Origin of the sequence: Pararcticibacter amylolyticus, from assembly GCF_003130405.1 — a bacterium.
Taxonomy (GTDB): domain Bacteria; phylum Bacteroidota; class Bacteroidia; order Sphingobacteriales; family Sphingobacteriaceae; genus Arcticibacter; species Arcticibacter amylolyticus.
Window position 1 is genome coordinate 94,377 of record NZ_QEAS01000018.1, and the last position, 21,528, is coordinate 115,904.

Below are 21,528 nucleotides of genomic sequence, written 5' to 3' on the forward strand. Positions count from 1 at the left end.
TCTTTACAGTCCTGTTGCAACAGTTTTCAGGCCTCTTTCTCCGATTAAGTTTTCTCTGACCTTCAGGTCTCTGAATAATTGTACGGGGTTGAGGGCAGCGTTGCTGCGGAGGCGAGCTTCAGCAACGAGCGGTCTTACGTCGGTACGGAAAGCATTTTGCAGGATCTCCTGGCAGCGTACCACATCATTTTCCTGACGGGCGGCTTCAAGAGCGGCAGCGTCAACGAGAAGCGCCTGAGCGTAGGCCATCATAATGGCTTCTACTGACTGAAGAAGATCCTCGAGAGGGTCCTTTACATTGTGAGAGGCATCGATCATCCAACCCAGGCCACTTGCATGATCCATTCCTTTTGCATCCATACCAGCTACAAGCTCATTAAAGATCAGGAACAGCTGATATGGCTTCACACTGCCTGCTGTCAGATCATCGTCTCCGTATTTGGAATCGTTGAAATGGAAACCGCCCAGCTTGCCTTCCATCAGGAGCAACGAAACGATCTGTTCAATATTGGCATTGGGAAGATGATGACCCAAATCTACAAGTGTGTACGCTTTTGAACCGAGTTTATTGGCATACAGCAGGGATTGTCCCCAGTCTCCTACCGTAGTGGAATAAAAGTTAGGTTCAAATGCTTTATATTCTACAAATACCTTCCAGTTGTCGGGTAATGCCGAGTAAACTTCATGGAGGCTTTCGAGGGTATTTTCAAATGCTCTGCGGAAACTTAACTGCCCCGGGAAACAAGAACCGTCAGACAACCATACTGTGAGCGAGTCGGAGCCAAGTTCAACACCGTATTTGATCACTTCAATATTGTGATCTACAGCCTGCTTGCGTACAGCTTTGTCCACATGCTGCATAGAACCAAATTTATAGCTATGCTGCTGTCCGGGCTGGTCCTGGAATGTATTGGAGTTCATCGCATCGAAGCGGAGCCCGTATTGAGCAGCCAGTGCTTTGATTGCATTTGGATTTTCAGGGATATCCCAGGGAATGTGAAGTGAAACTGCTCCGCTTGACTGGTTTAGCTGGTGCAGTAAGCCTATATCCTCCATCTTTTCCTCCAGAGTGCGGGGCTCACCTCCTCCTGAAAACCTGCCAAAGCGTGTTCCTCCGGTTCCCAGTGCCCAGCTTGGTATGGCGATCTGAAATTTGATCAATTTCTGTACGATTTCTTCTGCACGTGATATATCCTGTGCCAGAAATTCAAACTTTCTCTGATGTCCTTCAGCCAGACGGCTATTGTGTTCATCAATCTGATACCTCTCGATTCTCATTATTATATAATTATAGTGGTTTAGGGTCCTGACTAATCAATTCCGGTCAATCAGGCCCTGCTTTTAGTTTTCTTCTTAACGGACAAAAGCCATTGCCACTCCACCGTCGACATTCAGCACATTGCCGGTCGACTTATTCATCAAACCTCCCACAAAGGTAAAACACGCATTGGCTATATCTTCGGGAAGAATGATCTGATTGAGCAAAGTACGTTTTGCGTAGTAGGCCGGAAGCTCGGCTACGGTGACCCCGTAAGCTTTTGCACGTCCTTCTGCCCAGCCGCTTTCCCATATTTTACTATCGGAAATAACAGCATCGGGATTGACTACATTTACACGTATTCCATCCCCTCCCAGTTCGGCCGCATTCAGGCGGCTTAAATGCAGCTGGGCGGCCTTTGCTGATCCGTATCCTGCATTATTAGGCCCGGACACCAACGCGTTTTTACTAACAATATTCAACACATCTCCACCCAGTGCCTGCTTCCGCATTACTTCAACACCCTTCTGAGTAACGAGAAATTGACCCTTAACGAGAACGTCGTAAAGAAGATCCCAGTCTTTTTCTGTGTGCTCTTCTATTGGTTTAGAGATAGACAAACCGGCACAGTTCACGATAATATCGACACCACCGAAAGCCAGTGTGGCTTCGCTGTAGGCGGCGCTTATCTTTCCGGTATCTGTTACGTCGAGCACTGCAGCGGCATAAGCATCTTTTCCGTATTGGCTGCCAAATTCGACTTTCGCTTTCTCCAGACGGTCAGAGTCATTATCATTGATCACAACACAGGCACCTTCTTCAATAAACTTTTTGGCAATTGCCTTTCCTATCCCACCGGCACTTCCTGTAACCAGTGCTATTCTGCCCGAAAGAGGTTTCGGCTTCGGCATGCGCTGTAATTTCGCTTCTTCCAGTAACCAGTATTCGATATCAAAGGCTTCCTGGCGGGGAAGCGAAGTATATTCCGAAACGGCTTCCGCCCCTTTCATTACATTAATTGCATTGATATAGAATTCGGCAGCTACCCTGGCAGTTTGCTTATCCTTGGAAAAGGTAAACATCCCTACTCCGGGGTAAAGGATCACGACCGGATTGGCGTCGCGGATAGCCGGGCTATTGTCGTGTTTGCAGGTTTCGTAATATCCGGTATACATCCTGCGATACGCATCGAATGCAGGAGCGAGTTTTTCTTTAAGGAATTTCACATCAGTCAGATCCGCTTCGGGCTGAAGGTCCAGCACAAGGGGACTGATTTTTGTCCGCAGGAAATGGTCGGGACAGCTTGTACCCAATGGCGCCAGGCGATCCAGGTCATTCGAATTGATAAATTCAAGGACCCTGACATCGTCGGTAAAATGACCCACCATGTGACGCTCACTGGAGCAGAAACCTCTTAATACAGGAGCTATAGCTGCAGCCTGTTTTCTGCGGACTTCAGCATCCGGAGACTGCAGTTTCTGGCCGCCGAACACCATTCCTTTCTTTCCGTAGTTCTGTTCAAGGAATTCAGCACAGGTTTCTATAACTTCAAGGCTATTGATATAACAATCATACGCTGTGTCGCCCCAGGTAAACAGGCCGTGAGAACCCAGCATAATGCCCCGGATCCCGGGATTTTCCTCCAGGCATCGCTTCAGCTGAAGGCCAAGATCAAAACCGGGACGCTGCCAGTCAACCCACCCGATTGCACCGTTAAACAGCTCTTCTGTTATCCTCCTGCCGTCTTTAGCTGCGGCAATTGCGATTGCTGCATCAGGGTGAAGGTGATCAATATGCTTAAAGGGAAGGAATCCGTGGAGCGGAGTGTCAATAGACGGAGCTTTTGATTTCAGATCGTAAATACAATGGTTGAAAAGCTCCACCATCTCATCTTCCTGCTCTATTCCTTTATAAATATGTTCAAGATTACGGAGGCGATCGACATAAAGTCCCGCCAGGCCACTGCGCTTCAATGTCCCGATATCTCCCCCCGAACCTTTGATCCACATCACTTCTGTTCCGGCACCTGTCAGAGGATCCTTTTCTATAGTCTTGCAGGATGTGTTACCACCTCCGTAGTTGGTCAGGCGCAGATCTGCTCCAAGCAGATTAGAACGGTATAAAAGCAACGCAACCTCGTCCCCTTCGAGTTTGGCGGCGTCGGCCTCATTCCATAAATAATTAACGTGTTTGAAATTAGTTACAATAGACATATGTTTCGAGTTTGTTTGATTACTTTAAGGAGTTCCCATATCCCACAATAAGTACCGACAATATCAGAACGAGAATACCTGCGATGACGGTACCATAGGTCTTGCGGCTAACCGCCTTCCATTCTTTCAACACCAGGCCCCAGATATTGGCAATGAGAATGATAAACGCCATGTGCAGGATCCACGAACTTGGCCCGTTGCCCAGCCGGCTTTCGCCCATTCCATAGAAAAAGAACTGCAAAAACCAGGTTGTTCCTGCCAGCGCAGAAAAAATGATATTCCTGAGGATCGGGGTATTTGTATTCGTATAATCACTAAAAGTCTTATTCTTTGCATTCAGCAGCATACACCATATAAAATTGGTCGTGAGTCCTCCCCACAATAAAACCACGTAGGTAACATTGTTCTGAAAAAGAAACTCCCCCTGACCGGGGTTTGCCGCCTTCCACAAGATATTAGCAGTTTCGGCCATCGATTTTCCAGCCTCAAGCCCGAAGTTAAAGCAGGCACTTAAAACCCCTGAGATAATGGCAACTGTGAGGCCAAGTTTCGCATTATATTCCTTATTTCCCTCTCCTTTGGCACCTGCGCTGAGTTCTTTCTCCTTCATGGTACCTGCCTTGCCGCAGATAATGATCCCGATGATGCAGACCAGCACGCCGGCCAGTACCCATTGTCCCCATTGATTGGAGATTAGCATACTAAAAGAGTCTTTTCCTGCCTGCGGATATAAATCATAATAAATAGACGGAATGAGGGAACCGAATACAGAACACAGACCCAGGATAATAGAACTCCCCAGTGATACTCCTAAATAACGCACTCCCAATCCGTATGTGAGACCACCTATGCCCCATAAAACGCCGAAGAAATAGGTAAGCCAGAGAATATGGCCGTTAGTTCCCCTGATAATATCCCAAAATCCGGGAATAGTAATGAAGGCAGCCAGAGGGGGCACAATCAGCCAGGAGAAAATTCCTCCCACGATCCAATAACTTTCCCAGGCCCAGCCTTTTACTTTCTTATATGGGATATAGAAACTGCCCGACGCAAATCCGCCGATGAAATGAAAAATTACTCCAAAAATCGCTTGCATTAGGAAAATATAATAGTTGTTTTTTGCTAATATAAAGAGGTGATTTTTTTCATCTGTCATGCACTGTCATGGATAAGGTTAGATGAATTAAAGGCAGGCAGGTGCTGGGCCTGAATATCAAAGCCAGATAAGATATTGTAAAATATTTGTTGTCTCCGGCAGGAGTGGTCAAAAAAAAAGCCGGCAGTTGATGCTGCCGGCTTAATTCTATTTTATCTCTTCTTCAACGCTTCCGCAATTAAGCATGTCGTCTCCGTAGTAAGGATTCTTGACCGTTGATTCTGAAGCAAGCCAGTTGCCACCTTTCCCGTCATTGGCCATGGGGCAATGCTGCTTATAAATCTTACCACCCGCAAGTTTTGCAGCCCTGACAACTTTTTCTACTTCAGCACTCAGCTGATCGAACTGGCTTCTCTGCACACTGAGGGCGCTGCTGCTTGCAATCTTGCCTGCTAACTCTGCACCTTTAGTGCTTCCGGCTTTCATTAATGCAGTCTGCAGGGCTGCTGCTCCTTTTTGAGCTTCCTTAGCATCTGAACCAACAAGAGCATTCTTCAGGTGAAGATAGTGTTCAAAGACGGCGGTTGCTTTTGCATCCTTAAATGTGGGTGCGGGAACCTGGGATGATGAGGTTTCATGACCTGCATGCTGATCCGAATGATTCGAGTTGCCGGATGAACATGCCATCACTGCGGTAAAAACTAAAACTAAACTGCCTGATAAAAGGCATTTGACTACTGGATTTGTTTTCATAATTGTTATTGCTACGTGCCTTCCAGCAAAAGCTGCCGGCTAAATTTAAAAATTTATTTATTGTCTGTCACTTGTTTAATTCCGTATTACACTCCCTTTTTCAAAACGTACTCGCTGTAGAGAAGGTATGCGCCGCTCACTACAACTTCGTCCCCTGATGAGAGCCCCGAAGTTACCAGGATACTCCGATCATCCTCTGCTCCTGTTTGCACGGTCCGGATCGCAAATTTATTATGCCCTTTTTTAACCCAGGCATATGCGCCCTTTTCTTCGCGGATAACAGCTCCCAGCGGCAATTTCATCGCGGCATCTTTTATAGAAGAGGACAAGAATACCTGAGCTTGCATACCAGGCTGCAACATCCCCCCGGGATTTTTCAACGACGCACGGGCGGTTACGATCTGCGACGCACCATTTAACTCCGGAGCAATGAAGTTAATCCGTGACGTCTGCGAAGGATATCCGTCTATAGTAACAGTAACCGGAGCCCCCTCTTTCACTGATGTTGCCTCTGAAGGATAAAGCTCGGCCTCTACCCATAAAGAGCCATAATTTTCAAGCCGGATCACCGGGCTTCCTTCTGTTACGTAACCACCCTCCGAGATGTTCAGCTCCCTGATTATACCGGAAGCTTTCGAGTATACTGTTATCACAGGAGATGTCTTATTCGCACGCTCCAGCTCACGGATCTGTACATCGGTGACACCCAACAGATGTAACCTGGAAGCAGCTGCCTTCTTCAAATCCTTGTAGATCCGCTCCTGAGGAAAGGCTTCAGATTGTTTCACCTGCAATAAATAGTCCTGCTGAAGGGTTTGCAGTTGTTCGCTATATACCCGGAACAAAGGCTGTCCAACCGAAACGGGAACTCCTGTTTCCCTGACGTATAATTTCTCTACCCTGCCTGCGAACCGGCTGGACACTACTTCCGAGCCTTCCGGGTCTGTTACAACCTTTGCATTCAAAACTTTTGTTGTGCTGAATCCCTCTACAGTTATTTTTAAAGTTCTGATATTTGCAAGACTCACCTGCTCATTGTTTAGAGAAACCTCTCCCTCCGCAGCGTTTGCTTTAACAGGCACCAGATCCATCCCGCATATAGGACAGAGGCCCGGTTTCTCCTGAATTACCTGGGGATGCATAGGACACGTGTACTTTTCAGAAGAAGTGTGAGTGTGAGCGGACGCTGCCTCCTTCTTTTGCCGCGAGCAGGCGGAGAAAAGAAGCCAGGGAAACAAGATCGCTATAATAATAAGTTTGTTCATCGCATGTTCATTATGAAATCATTGATTTAAATCTATTCTGTCAAGGCTGTGGCGACTGACTTTCGCCGGTTAAACGGATAAAACTTTCGCTGTCTACCATAAACCAGGCATTCTCTGCCACTTCGGTACCCTCAGGCAAGCTATTCCCTACATCGTACCAATCGCCTGATTTTGCGGCAACATTCACATAGGCCGGAATAAAAACTCCGCCCTTTTTAATGAAAACCACATAACGGGAGCCCAGGCGAAGCACTGCGGGCCTGAGGAGCCAGTTCCCCGCCCGCTTGTTGTCAGCAACTGTAACATCCACTATCTGGCCGGCTTTCCATCTTTTGGCATCATTCTGAATAGTCGCCCTAACCAGTACAAAATTTGTCCCATCCTTAAAAAAGGGCTGCACCAGGCCTACCTTCGCGCTCACCTGCCATTCCTTTATGTCGGGCGATCCAACCTGAAGAGCGGCGCCATTTTTAAATGTGCGGGACTCGCTTTCCGGAACATAGAACTCCGCCCACATATCAGAATTATCCATGATATTAAAGAGGGTCTGACCTGTTGATATATATTCTCCTTCGGTGAGGACAACGGGACTGCCGGAAGGTACAGGCGGCACCTGCGAAGCAGATGGAGAAGCAGGCGCGTTCATTCCTCCCATAGATCCTGAGCCCTCTTCTTCTTTGGCAGCAGTGATCATGGCCGCTCCTCCTCCGGAAGCAGGTAAAGAACCACCCCGACTGGTACCTTCCGTGATATAGCCAGAATAAGGGCTGTAGATGCTGAACCTATAATTCACCTTTCCGGATTTTAACACCTGATCTATCTGGCTGCCGGTAACTCCAAGCAGCAAAAGCTTCCGGCGCGCAGCATCGATCAATTCAGCATTGCCGTTATTCTTCAGGAAAAGTAACTCTTGTTGTGCGTTAGCCAGATCAGGACTGTAAATCTCCATCAACTTCTGTCCTTTTCTCACCTGCTGATAGTTATACTTCACATACAGCTTTTCAATCCGCCCGCTAAATCTGGAGGAAACTATCCTGGAGTTCCGGGTGTTATAATTTATCACTCCTTTAAATGCCCTGTCCTCATATCTTACGCCTTTCTGGGGCCGTGTTGTCTTAACTGAAGCTACTACCACTTCGTCTGTTCTCTTTAATATATACTGAAGGCTATCGCGGATATATCCGGAGACCGCTACAGTCTCTTTTTCTAAACTACCGGCCGAAGGCTGTTTATCCCGGCTTTGATTGCAGGCGGCGAAAAGGAGAAAAGCGAAGAAACCGATCAAACCGCATCTATTTCTCAATATTCTTTTCATATTCCGTAAACATTTGATAAAACTTCTGTAACTGATCGAGGTAATTCATCTGAGCCATCGTTTTTGCTTCCCAGGCATCGATGACAGTGTTGAGATCCAGCTTGTTTTCCTGATAGGAAAGCATTGAAATACTGAGGTTCTTATTTAATACAGGAATTATCTTCTTCTCGTAATTACTTAATGCTACCTGCATCGACTGAAGCTCCAGTACCATTGACCGGGTCATCCCAGCCATTTCTGTCAGCATGGCTGCCCTCTGGCTGCGCATGGCATCAACTTCAAATTTCATGGATTTCACTTCGGATTTATACATTCCGGACGACCATGGAGCAATCGGGATAGAGAGCATTCCCATGGCCGTAAATTGCGACGGCATCATGGAGGAATAGCTTCTCATATGATCAAACTTAAGCCGGAAGTCGGGCTTCGCCTCTTTTCTCATCTGTTCGATATTTAATTGCATCGCGGAGATCGTGCGGTCCATCTGGAGAATATCGCTTCTATTAGCCGAGAGATAAGCCGAATCAACCGCGGCAGGGGGATTGAAATCAACCCTGTAGCTTGTATCGGGTTCTAAAACAGCGTCAACTGGCCGGTCCATCAGCGCATTAAGTGCGGCCTTCTTTGACCGGATCTCACCTTCTGTCATCAGGATCATATTCTCGGCTTCGTATTCCCTGCCTTCCGCCTTGAACACCTGGTTGAGCCCGCCTTGATTGTAAGGATAACGAATGGTGGCAAGCTTTTTCATATTCTGCATGATTGCCTGGTTTTCTTTCTGCAGCCTGATCTTTTTATAACCTATGAGCAGATCGAAATACAACTGTCTTGATCTTGCGCGCAGTTCATTAAAGGCTACTGCTCTTTCTGCCTGGGTAATTTTTGACTGAGATGCCAGATATTGGCTTTTGGACCGCGTTTTGGCCGGGTTAGGAATATCCTGTTCTAAAGAAAACATCAAAGCTCCCTTACTTTCATTTCCCATCACCTCACTCCCCGGGTAGGGTGTCATAAATGTTCCCACCCCGGCCATAGGGGCCATCCAGGCTTTTGCACCCGCAATTCTGGCATCCTGGCTTTTACTTCGCAGCTCATAGGATTTCAGGGAAGGGTTGTTTTCGTCCACTGCCCGGAGCACCTGATCCAGGCTCATGATCTCCTGAGCACTGACCACGTGTAAAGCCAGCGAGAAGATGGCCGCGAGGATTATATTTTTAATGTTTAACATCGTATACCTCCAGTTTTCCGAACTTTCTCAGTTCATATTCTTTTGTCATTAAAAAAATGAGCGGGGTGACCAGAAGGATATGCGTAGAAGATGTGAGCACTCCTCCTATCATGGGCAGCACGATAGGCTGCATAACATCACTGCCTACTCCTGCCGACCATAGTACCGGAACCAATCCGAACAAAGCCACACATACTGTCATAATTTTAGGCCGGAGCCGTTTTGCCGCACCGGCAATTACATATTCTCTTAAATCGTCCTTTGTTATTGTCGCCGCGGAGTTACCCTTTAACTCTACCAGCTGCCTCATTGCATCATTTAAGTAGATCACCATGACCACCCCGGTTTCAACAGCAATACCAAATAACGCTATGAAACCGACAGCTACAGCTACAGAAAGATTTACTCCCCAGAAATAAACCAGGTAAGCTCCTCCGATGAGGGCAAACGGAATGGTTACCAGGCTGAGGAATGCTTCCCTGACAGATTTGAAAGCCAGGTAAAGTGCAAGGAAAATAATTAAGAGCACTACCGGAAGAATGTAGATCAGGGTTTGCTGGCCCCGGATCATGTTCTCATACTGCCCGCTCCATTCGATAAAATAGCCGGAAGGCAGTTTAAGTCCATGATTGATCTTATTGATCGCATCCTGCACAGTAGTGCCAAGATCACGGTCCCTGACGTTAAACATCACGGCCCCGCGAAGGATCGCATTTTCGGATGAGATCATGGGAGGACCGTCGGCAAAACGGATATCGGCTACAGCCGACAAAGGAACAATACCGGCATCGGGAGAGGTAAGTGGGATCCGCTTTAAACGGTCAAGGCTGTTGCGATATTCTTCACCCAGCCTTAACTGGATGCTGAAACGCCGGCGTCCTTCGACTGTACTGGCAAAGGGAGCCCCGCCGACAGCGGTTTCCACCACTGCGTTTATGTCGTTGACAGTAAGTCCATACCGCTCCAGCTGATCCCTTTTGATATTAATTTCAAGATATTTTCCACCGGTTACCGGTTCTACGTAAAGGTCTTTTATGCCTTCGGTATTGGAAAGCAACGACCGGATCTCATGTGAAACCTGATCTATTTTCTTAAGGTCCTGACCGTATACCTTGACACCGACATCTGTACGGATGCCGGTGGAAAGCATGTTGATCCGGTTAATGATCGGTTGAGTCCATCCATTTACTACTCCCGGGATCTGCAGCTTCCTGTCGAGCTCATTGATGATATCTTTTTTGGTGATCCCGGGACGCCACTGAGCTTTTGGTTTCAGCATGATGATGGTCTCAATCATACTGATCGGCGAATTGTCAGTTGCAGTATTAGCTCTTCCCGCTTTACCGAGCACCTTATCCACTTCCGGCACAGACCTGATCATCTTATCCTGCACCTGGAGCAGACGCTTGGCTTCTGCATTAGACACATCAGGTAACGTTACCGGCATAAACAGGATCGACTGCTCATCGAGCGGAGGCATAAATTCTCTTCCCATGCTCAGCAGCAGCGGAATGCTTACAACGAGAGCCAGAATGTTGATCCCTAAAGTCGTTCTCCTGTGTTTCATGCATTTACGGATGACGGGCTCATACCATTTCTCCAGTTTTCGGTTGATGGGATTCTCATTCTCGGTTCTGAACCTCCCTTTCATGAAAAAAGAGATGATTACCGGCGCTAATGTGACTACCAGCAGGGCATCAATCAGCAGAATGAAAGTTTTGGTGTAAGCAAGCGGATGGAAAAGTTTGCCTTCCTGTCCTGTTAAAAGAAACACCGGCAGAAAGGATGTAATGATAATAACAGTGGAATAAAATACCCCCCTGGAAACTTGTTTACAGGATCTCTCAATAATTTCGAGCCTTTCCTTTTCGGATAATTTAATGTAGCCGGCGTCTTTTTTCCGCCGGAAAAAGTTTTTCAGTTTACTGAACATACTGACCTCCTTCCTGGTCTGCATTTAGCTCTGCCTGTCTATGAGCAAGATGTTTATAAGAATTTTCTGCCATGATGATCCCATTATCCACGATCACTCCAATGGCCAGCGCAATACCTGTCAGCGACATGATATTTGATGATATATCGAACAGGTTAAGAATAATAAAGCTGGCAGCAATGGTAACCGGGATCTGAATAATGATGCTAACCGCACTTCTCCAATGGAAAAGAAAGATGATCACGATCAGTGAAACGACGATCATTTCTTCTATCAGGGTGTGCTTAATGGAGGAGATCGATTCTTCTATAAGTTCTCCCCTGTCATAGACGATGTTAAACTTTACTCCGTCCGGTAAGCCCTTGCTCACCTCTTTCATCTTTTCCTTTACCCGTTGTATCATCTGGTCGGCATTTTCGCCATAGCGGAGGACTACTATTCCCCCGACAGCTTCACCTTCCCCGTTGTAGTCGAAGATACCCAGACGGCTCTCGCCGGCCATCTGTACAGTAGCAACGTCTTTGACCCTAACGGGGATAGAGTTGGCGGTCCTGACAGCGATATTCTCAATCTGCTCCACAGACTGAAGGTACCCGGTTGTTTTGATAATATACCCGATGTCGCTCATTTCGAATTTCCGACCGCCTGCTTCGTTATTATTGGCGTTTACAGCAGTCATAATATCCGAAACCTTCAGTTTGTAATAAGAGAGCTTGTTGGGATCAACTGCAATCTGATATTGCTTCTGAAACCCGCCGAAGGAGGCGATCTCACTCACGCCGGGCACATTCTGAAGGGCAAATTTGATATACCAGTCCTGTAAGGCCCGCTGCTCTCCCAGATCCATGCCGGGTGCATCCAGTTTATACCAGAGCACGTGACCGACTCCTGTGCCGTCAGGCCCCATTGAAGGCACCACCCCTGCCGGCAAAACATTTCCGATCGAGTTAAGCCTTTCCAGCACCCTTGACCGGGCCCAGTATATATCTGTATTATCATCAAAGATGAGATAGATAAAGCTCATTCCGAACATGGAGCTGGCTCTCACGTATTTCACCTGGGGAATGCCCTGCAGGTTAGTTACCAGTGGATAGGTAACCTGATCTTCAATAATCTGAGGACTCCTTCCCATCCATTCAGTAAAAACAATAACCTGATTTTCTGAAAGGTCGGGGATGGCGTCAATTTTACTGGTATTGACGGAATAAATGCCGTAAATAAAAATTCCTGTTGCGAACAGTAATACCAGAAACCTGTTGCGTAATGAAAATGCAATCAGCTTCTCAACCATAAAAGTTGTAAGTTATAAGTTGTAAGTTATAAGATGTGGGGGCTATGATGCCCTAAGAGAAGTTGAGGAATGTGCGGAAAATTCAAGAGAATCTTTACGACCGCGACATCCGGAAAAGGATCAGATCCGGAATTGACGAAGGAGTATCGTGAGAGGCTCCCTGAGGTGTTTGGTTATAAAGGGAGTGATTTTCACAGCGGGAAGTTCCTCTGTGCTGAACCAGCTTTTAAGCAATTCAAACGAAAAAAGAAAGGGTTGAACATGTTTTTCAACCGATTGCTCTTTTTGCTGTGCTGCCTGCACCTGGTTGTGCAGCCTTATATTCTGGTTATTGCAGCATGGAATTCCATTAACAGTTGAATGAGCAGAATGCTTGCCTGAAAAAGACGTTGAATGTTTGCTCATGTTGCAAACTTTGCTGTCTCCTAAAAGCGCAAAATTTTTAATTTTGCCGCAGCATCTGTGCACAGAGACATTCACTCCCGATGCCGACAATGTGATCAGCAGGGTAAGAGTTAAAATAATATATCTTCTGAGTAACTGCATGCCATACAAAAATAGATAATTTTATGTATGCAAGAATATGATCTATAACATTTTTTTCAAACTCACGTAACAATATTAGTGATCAATATCACATTGATTCACATTAAAATCATAAGTTTGACGAGTTTTACGGTATTTTAGCAACAATGAACGATGCAGCTCTTTTAAAAGCGATTATAGAGAATGCGATTGACGGAATTATTACGATCAGCACCAGGGGACTGATCGAATCTATTAATCCATCAGCGTGCAGATTGTTTGGCTATTCTCCTGAAGAAGTTATCGGAAGAAATATTTCTATGTTAATGCCTAGTCCGGACAGGGAGCGGCACGATGGTTATATTGAAAGATATCAGCAAACAGGAGAACGGCGGATCATAGGTATTGGAAGAGAGGTGAGCGGCCTTAGAAAAGATGGCAGCAGGTTTCCCTTTCGTCTGGCGGTCAGTGAGGTCAATTATTCTGACAGGATGATATATTGCGGGTTTATCAACGATCTTACCCGCGAAAAAGAGGCAGAAGAACGTATCCGGAACCATGCAGCCCAACTGGAGGAACTGGTAGAGGAACGCACTTTATCTCTCAGAAAAACAGTGAGGGCTCTACAGGAAGCGAAAGAAGAGGTGAGCATCTCCCTCGAAAAGGAGAAGGAACTCAATCAGCTTAAAAGCCGCTTCGTATCGATGGCCTCACATGAATTCAGGACTCCCCTCAGCTCTGTTCAGCTCTCGGCCTCATTAATTGAAAAATACGCTGCCCAGGAGGATTCAAAGAACATTTCCAAGCACGTTAATAAGATTAAGAACGCTGTAGGAAACCTTACTGCTATTCTCAACGACTTCCTCTCGCTGGAAAAATTGGAGGCTGGCAGGGTAGAACCTACTTTTACGAGGTTTGATATTGTGAAATTATCAGAAGAGATTACTGAAGAAATGCAGCTTATAACCAAGCAGAATCAGAATATTATTTACGAACATACCGGGCTCACAAGCACGGTATCGCTTGATCAGAATCTGCTCAAGAACTGTATCATTAATCTCATAGCTAACGCTATCAAATATTCAGGAGAAAATACATTCATTGAATTTAACACTGAAATAACAAACGATAAATACATCATTACCGTTAAGGATAATGGGATCGGGATCCCATCTGCAGACCAGAAACATTTATTCCAGGCGTTCTTCAGGGCACACAACACCGGGAGCATTCCGGGTACGGGGCTCGGATTAAATATTGTGAAACGTTACGCAGGCCTTATGAACGGCAAAGTAGACTTTGAAAGTACAATTAACAAGGGCACAAAATTTACTATATCTTTTGTAAAAGATGAAAAAACCAACCATTCTAATAATTGAGGACAACGACGATATCAGAGAAAGCACTACTGAAATCTTAGAGCTTGCAAACTACCAGGTGCTCACTGCCGACAATGGCAAGATGGGGGTAGAGATCGCAACCAAACAACATCCGGATCTGATCTTATGCGATATTATGATGCCTGAACTGGATGGTTACGGAGTTTTATACCTGTTGAATAAGAGTTCTGAAACTGCTGCAATCCCGTTTATTTTCCTCACAGCCAAAGCGGAGAGAATAGATATGAGAAAGGGCATGGAAATGGGAGCCGATGATTATCTCACCAAGCCATTCGACGATGTTGAGTTGCTGAACGCGATAGAAAGCCGCCTCCAAAAAAAGGAAAAACAGCAGGCCTATTATAGTAAATCGCTTGAAAGCCTTGACAACCTGATCGGTCACGGCGACGGGATGGCTGAACTGCAGAAGCTTATCTCTGACCGCAAAATACGGAATATAAAAAAGAAGCAGGTCATTTATTACGAGGGCGACCAGCCTGCGGGTCTCTATCTCATCCTGAACGGCAGGGTGAAAACATATAAGCTGAGCGAGGATGGCAGAGAATTGCTGACCGCCATTTACGGCCCTGAAGAGTATTTTGGCGTTAATGCACTTTTAATGACTGACAGTTACCATGAATCGGCTGAGGCAGTGGAAGATACAGCCCTTTGCATGCTTCCTAAAGATACTGTTGAACAGCTTATTAATAACTATCCTGAAGTTGGCAGGGAATTCATTAAGATACTATCAAATAATCTCAAGGAAAAAGAAGACCAGCTGCTGCAGCTTGCATACCATTCTGTGAGAAAGAGAATGGCGCAGGTGCTGATCAGGCTTGCCGGAAATGACCCGGACGGAGGTGTTCTGAAGATCTCACGCGATGACCTGGCAGCAATGGCAGGAATGGCAACAGAAACTGTAAGCAGAACGCTGAGTGACTTTAAAGATGAAGGATTAATTGAAAAGAAAGGAAGTCAGATCGTTATTTTGAATGCAAAGAAGCTTCAAAATATGAAAAATTGATTAAGATCACTTTTTACTCTGACTCTCCTCAACCGGTACGCAACGGCTCATTCTTAAATTTGTATTTATTATCCTATTAAAAATGAGAGCCGTAGCATACAGTATAAGGTCTTTTGAAAAAGAACCACTGGCAAAAGCCAATCATAAGAAGCATGATATTACTCTGATATCGAACGCTCTTGGCCTGGAGACTGCAGAATATGCGGCAGGAAAAGAGGCTGTGATCATTTCAGGAGACGATTATGTTTCTGATGCGATTGTTTCGCGGCTTGCCGATTTGGGTGTAAAGTTTATTACCGTCCGCTCAATTGAGTCGTCTAATGTCGACAGGATTGCTGCTTCAAGATTTAACATCAAAATAGCGACAGTTGCTGTACCGGCCAATGTGCCGGTTACCGGCCCTGAGTTTATTCTGCACCAGTATGAGATTGCATCGGGTACTATCAGCAATCTGGATCTCTGGCAGGAAAACAAGAACCTGATGGCCGATCCTGTCCTGAGCACAGCCGCCAGCAATATTATTTCTACCAAAATGACAAACAGTCCGGATGCGGGATGATAACAAAAGCATTAATCGATAAGTACCACGTTCCTGCCCCGAGGTACACGAGTTATCCGACAGTTCCTTACTGGAACCAGGACACTCCTGATGCAGAGAACTGGAAAGAATCAGTGAAGATTTCTTTTAATCAAAGTAACAGTAAGGACGGGATCAGCTTGTATGTGCACCTTCCCTATTGTGAAAGCCTCTGTACCTATTGTGGGTGTAATACCCGCATAACCAGGAATCACAGCGTGGAAGAGCCCTACATAAGGGCAGTGCTGAAGGAATGGGAAATCTATAACAGGATGTTTACGGAGAAGCCTCTTATCCGTGAGATCCATTTGGGAGGAGGAACTCCTACATTCTTCAGTCCCGAACATCTGAAACTGCTTATTGATGGTTTACTTGAGAATTCTCTTGTACATCAGGATGCCGAGTTCAGTTTCGAAGCACATCCTGCTAATACCACAGAAGAGCACCTCAGAACATTATATGCTCTTGGATTTCGCAGACTGAGCCTGGGCATCCAGGATTTCGATCCAGTAGTACAGCTCATCATTAACAGGATCCAATCCTACGAGCAGGTAAAGAAAGTGACCGATCTCGCAAGAGAAATCGGATACATGTCTGTCAACTACGACCTGATTTACGGGTTGCCGGTTCAATCGCCCGAAGGGCTGGAAAAAACCATTCAGCAAACGCTGACCTTAAGGCCCGACAGAATTGCTTTCTACAGCTATGCACATGTGCCATGGATTAAGCCAGGGCAACGCAGGTACACTGAAAAAGATCTTCCATCTCTCGAGATTAAGAGACAGCTTTATGAGCTTGGCAGGTCAATGCTTACAGCAGACGGCTATGAAGAGATCGGCATGGATCATTTCTCGCTTAAAAGCGACAGCCTTTACCAGGCTGAGATAAACGGCTCCCTCCACCGGAATTTCATGGGCTACACTCACCAATATACACAACTGATGATCGGCCTTGGTGTCTCATCTATCAGCGATACATGGTTTGCCTTTGGTCAGAATGTAAAAAAGGTAGAGGACTACATCCAGCTTATCAACGAGGATAAACTTGCTGTTTTTAAGGGACATTTTCTGACAGAGGAAGACCTGATCATCCGGAAGCATATCCTTAATATTATGTGTCAGGGAGAAACGTCATGGTCTGATCCTTCCCGGCAATGTGAGTCACTCAAAGAAGGGATTGAACGATTGAAGACCTTATCTGAAGACGGGCTTGTAGAATTGTACAAGGATCAACTGAAGGTAACACACCAGGGAAAACGCTTCCTGCGGAACATCTGTATGGCACTTGACGCAAGACTTTGGGCGAATCAGCCAACGACGACAATGTTCAGTATGGCGGAGTAATATTGGGATAGCTATTTACAAATTACCGAACTGTTCTCTTTAGCGGGGCTCAGATAGGGGATATTTAAAGTGAGGCCTTTCATTACAAACCAAAAGCCCAGGCAAATCATCAAAACAGGGACGAACTTATTTATACGCCTTCTCAGTGCGGGGGTAGCAACGCCCATGCTAAACGTTGCAGCAAGCATAAGAGGGATAGTTCCTAGCCCAAAGAACAACATGTAGGCTGCTGCGTTGCCGGTGCTTCCGGTGTTAATGGCTCCTGCCAGGCCGATGTAAACAAACCCGCATGGCAGCAATCCGTTGAGAGATCCAATGATGAGATGATTGGCACGGTGTTGCAAAGCGTACCCGAAGAGCCTGTTAAAAGGCTTCAGGAAGACAGATGAAGACCGGGTAACGATCACTCTTTTGAAAAGCCGGGAGAATGCAGCCATCAGGATAAGTATCCCGCTTACGATGCTCAAAGACTGCTGAAGCCCCGACATCCACAGCTGTTTTCCTATAAATCCGGTGACCAGGCCTAAAATCACATACGACATTACCCGTCCTACCTGATACATCAGCTTATCCAGTAATACAAGCCATCTGTTAGAGTGATTGGAGGGAACGGCGAATGCTAAAGGCCCGCACATCCCGATACAATGCACACTGCCAAACAATCCCGTAAAAAAAGCCAGGGCCCAGATGCTCATTGTATAAAGATTTCTTTATCGTACATATACATTTTATCTCCGCTTTTCCACTCAAAAGTTAAGCGCCAGCTTCCCCGCTGAATATCTTTCAAAGACACTGCTGTCTCTGTTCCTGCACCACTATTAATCGTAACAAGGCGGTCAAACTTTCTGTCCTTCGAATGGATAAACTTTAAAGTACCGGTTGAGGGTTTGCTGAAACGGATATTGAGACTATCTCCCTCCTGTGTTATGGATGGGGCTGCTTTATCGGCTTCAACGTTCATCTTCCGTGAATAATCCTGATCGTAGCTTAATCCCTTTTCATAATAATCTTTCTCAACAAGATCATCCTTATCACTTAAGATCATCTTCACACTTAATGCTATGATAAAGCTCATAAACAGAGCCATAGCAATTACCAATTTCTTTCCCCAGTTCATCTCTTACAAATTAGGTGGTGCAATAAACGTCGTTTTTACTTTATCTACAAGCTTTCCCTTTGAAATTATATCCAGCTCTATATCGGACTTATACTCGGTGATCGATTTTTTGGACCGGATTACAAAGAAGGTAATTTTTGTACTTCCCGCTTTCTCAAGTCTGCTCTCCTGCCGGATAAACTGCACCTTGGTGCCCGGTTCAGCGGCCCTGAGTTCAAAATCAACAGGGCTGTTCGTCTTATTTACAAGTTCGGCATTATACAAATTACTGACGGTCCCGTCATCCCGCAATTGATATAATGTGCCCCCGGCTCTGAGCACAGTTGTCTCCACATCCGTACGTCTCACCAACAAAACCGTTAACACAGTGATCATTATCACCAGGACAGCCGCGTAAGAATATAGTCTCTTCCCCGGCTTAAATGGCTTTTGAGTAACAATCTGATCCTCAGACTTAAAACCAATAAGACGTTGGGGCCTGTTGATCTTTTCCATAACCATATCGCAGGCATCGATACAAAGAGTACAATTGATACACTCAAGCTGAGTGCCGTTGCGTATATCTATTCCTGTTGGACACACCTGCACACAGAGGCCGCAGTCGATACAATCTCCTTTTGTTTGTGCCGAAAGCACGTCTTCGTTGCGCTTACGTTTTCCACGGGGCTCACCGCGTTTGTAGTCGTACGCAACTACCATTGAATTGTTGTCGAGCAAAACACCCTGCAAACGGCCATAAGGGCAAACCACAATACATACCAGTTCCCTCATCCTGGAAAAAACCAGGTAAAACACCCCGGTAAATACCCATATGGCAATAAAACCCGTAACGTGCTCACTTACAGGTTCGCTTATGATTTTCATCAATGACTGCGAGCCTATGATGTAAGAGAGAAAAATATTGGATATAAAGAAAGAGATGGTTATGAAAATAAAATGCTTAAACCCCTTTTTCCAGAACTTGGTGAACGTCAGGGGCGACTCATCCAGCTTTTTCTGTTTTTGAGCGTCTCCTTCGATCCAGTATTCGATCCGCCGGAACACCATCTCCATGAAGATAGTCTGCGGACATGCCCAGCCACACCATACCCGGCCGAAGACAACTGTAAATAAAAAGATAAATACAATCAGGATGAGCATCCCCAGTACGAAAAGGTAAAAATCCTGTGGGGAAAATATCACTCCGAAGAATGCGAACCTTCGTTCGATTATATTGAGCAGCACCAGTTGTTCGCCATTAACCCTAATGAAAGGGCTTGCAAAAAGAAGGGTGAGAAGAAACCACCCGAAGTAATTCCTGTATTTATACAGCTTTCCTTTAATAAGCTTGGGATACATCCATCTCCTCTTCTTGCCGTCTTCGGTTACTGTCGTGATATGATCCCTGAATGAACCCGCTTCTCCCATTGTAGTGTATTTAAAAAAGCTGCGGGTTGTATGTTTATAAGACTGCAGGCACGATACCCGCAAACCCGTAACCTACAACCCGCAACCTGGTCTTATCCTTCTTTCTCTCCCTGAGGCGCTTTTGCACCAGCAGGATTAGTCCCCTTTAAGGATAAAATATAGTTTGAAATTTCTGATATCTGTTTGGGAGTAAGAGTTTTCTCCCATGAAATCATTCCTTTGTCAGGAATTCCGTATTTAATTGTTTTAAATACGTCGTTAATTTTACCGCCATGCAGCCAGTACTCATCGGTCAGATTAGGTCCAACAACTCCCTGTCCCTTATCGCCGTGGCAGGCAACACAGTTTGTATTGAACAATGCTTGTCCTGCTGATATTACTGCTGCATCTTTATTCTCTTTCACCGTATTCTCATCGATCAGATTAGCAGCTTTTGAAAGATACGCATCCTTGGCTGCTTTTGCTTCTTTCATTTCAACCACATATTCCTCATCCTGCAATTTCCCCCAGTTGAAAACATGATAATTGAGTAAATAAGCTCCCGCGAAAATGATGGTAGCATAAAACAGCCACATGAACCATGCCGGTGTAGGGTTATCCAGTTCTGCGATTCCGTCAAACTCATGGTCGAGCATAATATCTTTTTCCTGCGATATCGGCTTGAGTCCAAGGAGTTTTGTCCAGAAACCAGGCTTACTTTTCTGCAAAGCTGCCCACTCTTCATATTCCAGGCGGGGCTCGGCAACTCTCACCTGCAACTGTGAAGGGTTCAGCAGTTCCTTAGACAGCACCTTAAACGTTTTCAGTAAAACCAGAGATACCGCCAGAAGAACCAGTGCCGCAATAATGAAAACAACAATTACTATATCCATCAAAATGTTTCCCGAAGGTGCAGCAGCGTTGCTTGCTTCAGGAGCTGCCTCCTGCGCAAATAACTGTACATCAGGAAGTAATAAAATCAACAGGTACAATAGCTTTTTCATATAATTAGTTTTCATCATTTTTTAACGGAAGTTCACTCATGTGTTTGATATGCTCCTTTTTCATCAGGAAGAGCATGATAAATACCAGGATGAAAAATACAAGGAATATCCCGAGTGATGAGATCAGATAAATCTGACTGCCTTCTACTTTATCTAAAAATTGCTTAAACATTTTCTTTTCTGATTAACTTGCTTGTTCAACCTTCACCTTACTGTCTTTCTGCCCCTTCCGCTGCTGGATTTGCAGCCGTTTTGCTTGCTTTAATATCCACCCCAAGCCTTTGCAGATAAGAAATGAGCGCTATAATTTCCCTGTCGCTTTGCACCTTTATATTATCCTTCGACAGATTTTCAGCGATAGCATCTGCCTGACGGCCCAGATCTCTATTCGCGACGCTTTCATATCCTTCTTCGTAGGGAACTCCCAGCTTGCGCATCGCAACAATCTTTGAAGATGTTGTAGTGGTGTCAAGCTTCTGTTCTATCAGCCATGGATAAGGAGGCATGATACTTCCCGGAGACATGGTGGTAGGATCAAACATATGGTTAAAATGCCATGCGTTGGAGTATTTTCCGCCTTCTCTGTGCAAATCAGGCCCGGTACGCTTAGATCCCCACAGGAACGGATGGTCATAAACATATTCACCAGCTTTACTATACTCTCCATAACGCTCCGTTTCTGATCTGAAAGGACGGACCATCTGAGAATGGCAGTTCACACATCCTTCCCGGATGTACAAATCGCGGCCCTGTAATTCAAGAGGGGTATACGGTTTCACACTGGCGATAGTGGGAACATTGGAAGATACCATGAATGTTGG

At 45.6% G+C, this 21,528-nt stretch carries 20 protein-coding genes; 4 read left to right on the forward strand and 16 right to left on the reverse strand.

The window, feature by feature from the left end; all coding sequences use genetic code 11:
• Nucleotides 1–3: 3 nt before the first annotated feature.
• From DDR33_RS19400 to DDR33_RS19445, 10 genes are all read right to left on the reverse strand, one after another.
• Nucleotides 4–1,278, reverse strand: coding sequence for a TIM barrel protein (locus DDR33_RS19400; protein WP_109417457.1), 1,275 nt, complete (start codon nucleotides 1,276–1,278; stop codon nucleotides 4–6).
• 75 nt (nucleotides 1,279–1,353) lie between these two features.
• Nucleotides 1,354–3,471 (reverse strand): bifunctional aldolase/short-chain dehydrogenase, encoded by a 2,118-nt coding sequence (locus DDR33_RS19405; RefSeq protein ID WP_109417458.1) that lies wholly within the window; start codon nucleotides 3,469–3,471, stop codon nucleotides 1,354–1,356.
• Nucleotides 3,472–3,490: 19 nt separating this feature from the next.
• Complete coding sequence (gene rhaT, locus DDR33_RS19410; RefSeq protein ID WP_109417490.1) at nucleotides 3,491–4,567, reverse strand: L-rhamnose/proton symporter RhaT; 1,077 nt, start codon at nucleotides 4,565–4,567, stop codon at nucleotides 3,491–3,493.
• A gap of 207 nt (nucleotides 4,568–4,774) precedes the next feature.
• Nucleotides 4,775–5,320, reverse strand: a complete 546-nt coding sequence (locus DDR33_RS19415; RefSeq protein WP_109417459.1) for a DUF3347 domain-containing protein — start codon at nucleotides 5,318–5,320, stop codon at nucleotides 4,775–4,777.
• Between the two features lie 86 nt (nucleotides 5,321–5,406).
• Nucleotides 5,407–6,585 carry an efflux RND transporter periplasmic adaptor subunit gene (locus tag DDR33_RS19420; RefSeq protein ID WP_109417460.1) on the reverse strand — a complete coding sequence of 393 codons (1,179 nt, stop codon included), beginning with the start codon at nucleotides 6,583–6,585 and terminating at the stop codon, nucleotides 5,407–5,409.
• A gap of 40 nt (nucleotides 6,586–6,625) precedes the next feature.
• Nucleotides 6,626–7,900, reverse strand: coding sequence for an efflux RND transporter periplasmic adaptor subunit (locus DDR33_RS19425; protein WP_109417461.1), 1,275 nt, complete (start codon nucleotides 7,898–7,900; stop codon nucleotides 6,626–6,628).
• Nucleotides 7,878–9,128 (reverse strand): TolC family protein, encoded by a 1,251-nt coding sequence (locus DDR33_RS19430; RefSeq protein WP_238387869.1) that lies wholly within the window; start codon nucleotides 9,126–9,128, stop codon nucleotides 7,878–7,880. The genes DDR33_RS19425 and DDR33_RS19430 overlap by 23 nt, the downstream gene beginning before the upstream one ends.
• On the reverse strand, nucleotides 9,115–11,061 hold the full coding sequence (locus DDR33_RS19435; protein WP_109417492.1) for an efflux RND transporter permease subunit: 1,947 nt from the start codon (nucleotides 11,059–11,061) through the stop codon (nucleotides 9,115–9,117). Before DDR33_RS19435 ends, DDR33_RS19430 begins: the two co-directional genes overlap by 14 nt.
• The gene (locus DDR33_RS19440) at nucleotides 11,051–12,352 is read right to left on the reverse strand and encodes an efflux RND transporter permease subunit (RefSeq protein WP_109417462.1); all 1,302 of its coding nucleotides are present in this window, start codon (nucleotides 12,350–12,352) and stop codon (nucleotides 11,051–11,053) included. The genes DDR33_RS19435 and DDR33_RS19440 overlap by 11 nt, the downstream gene beginning before the upstream one ends.
• 120 nt (nucleotides 12,353–12,472) lie before the next feature.
• Entirely contained in the window at nucleotides 12,473–12,898 is a 426-nt protein-coding gene (locus DDR33_RS19445) for an HYC_CC_PP family protein (RefSeq protein WP_109417463.1), read from the reverse strand.
• 146 nt (nucleotides 12,899–13,044) lie between these two features.
• Here DDR33_RS19445 and DDR33_RS19450 point away from each other — a divergent pair, with 146 nt between their 5' ends.
• The 4 genes from DDR33_RS19450 (at nucleotide 13,045) to hemN (ending at nucleotide 17,200) form a co-directional block, all read left to right on the forward strand.
• The gene (locus DDR33_RS19450) at nucleotides 13,045–14,256 is read left to right on the forward strand and encodes a PAS domain-containing sensor histidine kinase (RefSeq protein WP_109417464.1); all 1,212 of its coding nucleotides are present in this window, start codon (nucleotides 13,045–13,047) and stop codon (nucleotides 14,254–14,256) included.
• Nucleotides 14,228–15,280 carry a response regulator gene (locus DDR33_RS19455; protein WP_109417465.1) on the forward strand — a complete coding sequence of 351 codons (1,053 nt, stop codon included), beginning with the start codon at nucleotides 14,228–14,230 and terminating at the stop codon, nucleotides 15,278–15,280. The genes DDR33_RS19450 and DDR33_RS19455 overlap by 29 nt, the downstream gene beginning before the upstream one ends.
• An 82-nt stretch (nucleotides 15,281–15,362) precedes the next feature.
• Nucleotides 15,363–15,839, forward strand: coding sequence for a Rossmann-fold NAD(P)-binding domain-containing protein (locus DDR33_RS19460; protein ID WP_109417466.1), 477 nt, complete (start codon nucleotides 15,363–15,365; stop codon nucleotides 15,837–15,839).
• Nucleotides 15,836–17,200: an oxygen-independent coproporphyrinogen III oxidase gene (hemN, locus tag DDR33_RS19465; protein WP_202913794.1), complete on the forward strand. Its 1,365-nt coding sequence runs from the start codon at nucleotides 15,836–15,838 to the stop codon at nucleotides 17,198–17,200. Before DDR33_RS19460 ends, hemN begins: the two co-directional genes overlap by 4 nt.
• 11 nt (nucleotides 17,201–17,211) lie before the next feature.
• Here hemN and DDR33_RS19470 read toward each other — a convergent pair whose 3' ends face one another.
• From DDR33_RS19470 to ccoO, 6 genes are all read right to left on the reverse strand, one after another.
• A complete protein-coding gene (locus DDR33_RS19470; RefSeq protein WP_109417467.1) occupies nucleotides 17,212–17,895 on the reverse strand; it encodes a sulfite exporter TauE/SafE family protein in 684 nt (227 codons plus the stop codon).
• Nucleotides 17,892–18,317 carry a FixH family protein gene (locus tag DDR33_RS19475; RefSeq protein WP_109417468.1) on the reverse strand — a complete coding sequence of 142 codons (426 nt, stop codon included), beginning with the start codon at nucleotides 18,315–18,317 and terminating at the stop codon, nucleotides 17,892–17,894. The genes DDR33_RS19470 and DDR33_RS19475 overlap by 4 nt, the downstream gene beginning before the upstream one ends.
• 3 nt (nucleotides 18,318–18,320) lie before the next feature.
• Nucleotides 18,321–19,724 (reverse strand): cytochrome c oxidase accessory protein CcoG, encoded by a 1,404-nt coding sequence (gene ccoG / locus DDR33_RS19480; protein WP_109417469.1) that lies wholly within the window; start codon nucleotides 19,722–19,724, stop codon nucleotides 18,321–18,323.
• Between the two features lie 92 nt (nucleotides 19,725–19,816).
• The gene (locus tag DDR33_RS19485; RefSeq protein WP_109417494.1) at nucleotides 19,817–20,707 is read right to left on the reverse strand and encodes a cbb3-type cytochrome c oxidase N-terminal domain-containing protein; all 891 of its coding nucleotides are present in this window, start codon (nucleotides 20,705–20,707) and stop codon (nucleotides 19,817–19,819) included.
• A 4-nt stretch (nucleotides 20,708–20,711) separates the two neighbouring features.
• Nucleotides 20,712–20,879, reverse strand: a complete 168-nt coding sequence (locus tag DDR33_RS26495; RefSeq protein ID WP_202913795.1) for a hypothetical protein — start codon at nucleotides 20,877–20,879, stop codon at nucleotides 20,712–20,714.
• A 37-nt stretch (nucleotides 20,880–20,916) separates the two neighbouring features.
• On the reverse strand, nucleotides 20,917–21,528 hold a 612-nt coding region (gene ccoO, locus DDR33_RS26765; protein ID WP_238387870.1), incomplete at its 5' end, for a cytochrome-c oxidase, cbb3-type subunit II.